Annotated in this window: 3 protein-coding genes; all 3 read left to right on the top strand. The window is 61.8% G+C overall.

All coding sequences use genetic code 11. The features are described from left to right. A partial coding sequence (locus VFL62_RS18175) for a DUF1800 domain-containing protein (protein ID WP_325173764.1) occupies window positions 1-1,205 on the top strand: 1,205 nt, incomplete at its 5' end. A 32-nt stretch (window positions 1,206-1,237) separates the two neighbouring features. Continuing rightward, window positions 1,238-2,431, top strand: a complete 1,194-nt coding sequence (locus VFL62_RS18170; RefSeq protein WP_325173763.1) for a DUF1501 domain-containing protein — start codon at window positions 1,238-1,240, stop codon at window positions 2,429-2,431. 226 nt (window positions 2,432-2,657) lie between these two features. Continuing rightward, a partial coding sequence (locus VFL62_RS18165) for a KUP/HAK/KT family potassium transporter (RefSeq protein WP_325173765.1) occupies window positions 2,658-3,866 on the top strand: 1,209 nt, incomplete at its 3' end.

Genomic DNA, 3,866 nt, shown 5'->3' with positions numbered 1-3,866 from the left:
CCGACCCCGAACAGAAGAAGGCTGCGCAGCAGGTCTATCAGCAGGCGATGAACGAGCGGATGAAGCAGGCGCAGGCGCGCTCGATCCTGCATGCGCTCTATGCGCCGGACCAGCTGCGCCAGCGCATGACCTGGTTCTGGTTCAATCATTTCAACGTGCATCAATACAAGTCGAACTTGCGCGTGATCGTCGGGGACTATGAGGACCGCGCGATCCGCGCGCATGCACTCGGAAAATTCCGGGATCTCCTGGTGGCGACGCTGCGCCACCCGGCGATGCTGCGCTATCTCGACAATACCGACAACGCGAACGGCCATCTCAACGAGAACTACGCCCGCGAGATCATGGAACTGCACACCATGGGCGTCGGCTCCGGCTATACGCAGGCCGATGTCGAGGCGCTGGCGCGCATTCTCACCGGCGTCGGTATCGACATCAAGCCGGAAGAGCCGAAGCTCAATCCGGATCAGCGCCCGCAGCTCGTTCGTGAGGGCGCCTTCGAATTCAATCCGGCGCGGCACGACTATGCCGACAAGACCTTCCTTGGTCATCAGATCAAGGGCCGCGGCTTTGCAGAGGTCGACGAGGCGATCGATATTCTGGTGCATCATCCGGCGACAGCAACCCATCTGTCGAAGCAGATTGCGACTTACTTCGTTTCGGATAATCCGCCGGAATCGCTGGTCCAGAAGATGGCGCAGACCTTCAAGGCATCGGATGGCGATATCGCCCAGGTGCTCGCGACCATGGTGCACGCGCCGGAATTCGCGGCGTCCTTGAAGCCGGGCGTGAAATTCAAGGATCCCGTGCACTACGTGTTCTCGGCCATCCGCCTTGCCTACGACGACAAGGTGATTCTGAATACCCAGCCGATCCAGAACTGGCTCAATCGGCTTGGCGAAGGCCTGTTCAATCACGAAACGCCGGATGGCTATTCGATGGTCTCGGCATCGTGGAATGGCCCTGGCCAGATGACGCTCCGCTTCGAGATCGCGCGCCAGATCGGCTCGGGCTCCGCCGGACTGTTCAAGCCGGATGTGCCGAATGCGGTCGAGAAGCCGGCGTTCCCGCTGATCCAGAACGCGCTTTATTTCAACGGTCTGCGGCAGACACTCGGGCCCGCGACGCTCGCCGCGCTCGAGCAAGCCGTGTCGCCGCAGGACTGGAACACGCTGTTTCTGTCATCGCCTGAATTCATGCGCTGAGCACAGGTGAAAGTATACGCAGGAGGATCGAGATGAACCGCCGCGAACTGATCAAGGCTTTTGCGAGTGCCGTGCCGCTGACGGTGGCCGGCCGTGTCTGGGCGGCGCCTGCCACTGATGCGCGGCTGCTCGTCGTGTTTCTGCGCGGCGCCTATGATGCCGCCAACATCGTCGTTCCGATCGGCAGTGATTTTTATCGCACCGCGCGTCCGACGCTTGGCCTTGCCAAACCTGATACGGGAAATCCGAACGCCGCGCTGTCGCTCAATGCCGATTTGGGTCTGCATCCAGCGTTGCGCGACAGCATCTATCCATTGTGGGCCAAACGCGAGATCGCGTTCGTGCCGTTCGCCGGAACGTCGGACGATCTCACCCGCAGCCATTTCGAGACGCAGGATACGATCGAGCTCGGACAATCCGCCGGCGGCTCGCGCGATTATCGCTCCGGTTTCATGAGCCGCCTGGCGGCTGAGCTGACTCGCGCCAAGCCGATCGCCTTCACCGACCAATTGCCGCTGGTCTTCCGCGGCAAGACGCAAACGCCGAACATCGGCATCAACAGCGTCGGCAAGCCCGGCGTCGACGATCGTCAGGCGCGCCTGATCAAGGACATGTATGCGCAAAGCGATCTGTCGGCGTCCGTTTCCGAAGGATTTCGGATTCGCGATGATGTCTATCGGTCGATTTCAGAAGAAATGATCGCGGCCAATCGTGGAGCCGTATCGCCGCGTGGCTTTGAATTGTCGGCGCGCCGCATCGGCCGCCTGATGCGCGAGCAGTTCAATCTTGGTTTTGTCGACGTCGGTGGCTGGGACACCCACGTCAATCAAGGCGCGGCGACCGGTTATCTCGCCGACCGCATCGGCGAACTCGGGCGGGGACTGGCCGGATTTTCCGAGGAGATCGGACCTGCCGCCTGGCGCGATACCATCGTCGTCGTGATTTCCGAATTCGGCCGCACCTTCCGCGAAAATGGCGACCGTGGCACCGATCACGGCCACGGCAGCGTCTATTGGGTGATGGGTGGCGGCATCAATGGCGGGCGCATCGCCGGCGAGCAGGTCAAGGTTGAGCAGGCGACGCTGTTTCAGAATCGCGATTATCCGGTGCTGACGGACTACCGCGCGATGTTTGCCGGCTTGTTCCAGCATCTCTACGGGCTGCAACCGGCGAACGTTCAACGGATCTTTGCCGGCGTGCATCCGAGCGAGCTCGGACTGGTCTAGCGCCGCGGGAACTTCGTAAGAACGACGCTTCGCACGTCCCGTACGGGTCGATCTGCCCGATGCATGGCTCATCCCTCGCGGAGGCCCCGCCCGGGAGTCGCTTGGCTGTCGCAATATCAGGCGATAGTTTGTAGGAAAAGGCGATAGCCTTTGTCCTCCAGAGCCGCCGACCGTGACCGAACAAGCAATCGTTTCCTCCGACACACGCCAGGCGCCGCAGGGCAACATGTCGTCGCTGGCTTTATCTGCCCTCGGCATCGTGTTCGGCGATATCGGTACCAGCCCGCTTTACACGTTCAAAACCGTGCTCGGTTCGACCGACATGCCGTCCGATCCCGCCACGGTGCTCGGCGCGCTATCGCTGGTGTTGTGGACGCTGTTCATCATTACCACCGTGAAATACGTCTCCTTCGCCATGCGCGTCGACAATGACGGGGAGGGCGGCATTCTGGCGCTGATGGCGCTGTTGGGCGTCAAGAAACATAATCGTCCGACCATCGTTGCGGTCGGCTTGTTCGGCGCGGCCCTGATCTATGGCGACGGTGCGATCACGCCTGCGATCTCGGTGCTGTCGGCGCTCGAAGGCCTCAACATGGCGACGCCGGCGCTGCAGCCTTACGTCGTGCCGTCCGCGGTCGTTATCCTGCTGGCACTGTTTGCGATCCAGTCCCGTGGCACCGCCGCGATCGGGCATTTCTTCGGCCCGATCATGCTGGTCTGGTTTGTCGCCATCGCGGTGATGGGGGTGTGGGGCATCGCGCGGCATCCGTTCGTCTTTGCCGCGCTCAGTCCGTCCTATGGGCTGTCTTATCTCTTCTCGCACGGCATGACCGGCTTTCTGGTGCTGGGCGCCGTATTTCTCTGCGTTACCGGCGCCGAGGCGCTGTACGCCGACATGGGCCATTTCGGCAGCTGGCCGATCAAACTCGCCTGGTTCGGTGTCGTGTTTCCAAGCCTGATCCTCAACTATGCCGGGCAGGCGGCGCTCGTGCTCGAGGGCGCGCCGACCGACGGCAATATCTTCTTCCGTCTTTGTCCGGCGCCGCTGCTGGTGCCGCTGATCGTGCTGGCAACGATTGCGACCATCATTGCGAGCCAGTCGATCATTACCGGCGCGTTCTCGATGACGCGGCAGGCGATCCAGCTCGGCTGGCTGCCGCGGCTGTATATCAAGCAAACCTCGTCCGAAGGCTACGGCCAGATCTATGTCGGGGTGGTCAATTGGCTCTTGATGATCGTCACGGTGGGCCTGACCATTGTGTTCGGCAAGTCCGACAATCTCGCCGCCGCCTATGGCATCGCCGTTTCCGCCACCATGCTGATGACCTCGGCGCTGCTCTTCATCGCGATGCGCGAGATCTGGGGCTGGAGCGTGCTTGCGGCGGGAGCTGTCGCCGGCTGTTTTCTCGTGGTCGACAGCGCGTTCTTTTTCGCC

Source organism: Bradyrhizobium sp., assembly GCF_035701725.1.
Taxonomy (GTDB): domain Bacteria; phylum Pseudomonadota; class Alphaproteobacteria; order Rhizobiales; family Xanthobacteraceae; genus Bradyrhizobium.
This window is presented reverse-complemented; position numbering and strand designations above follow the sequence as displayed.

Bases quoted from the DNA above. Each gene is read 5' to 3' on its own strand.
- VFL62_RS18170 (WP_325173763.1), top strand. From the start codon at position 1,238: ATGAACCGCCGCGAACTGATCAAGGCTTTTGCGAGTGCCGTGCCGCTG.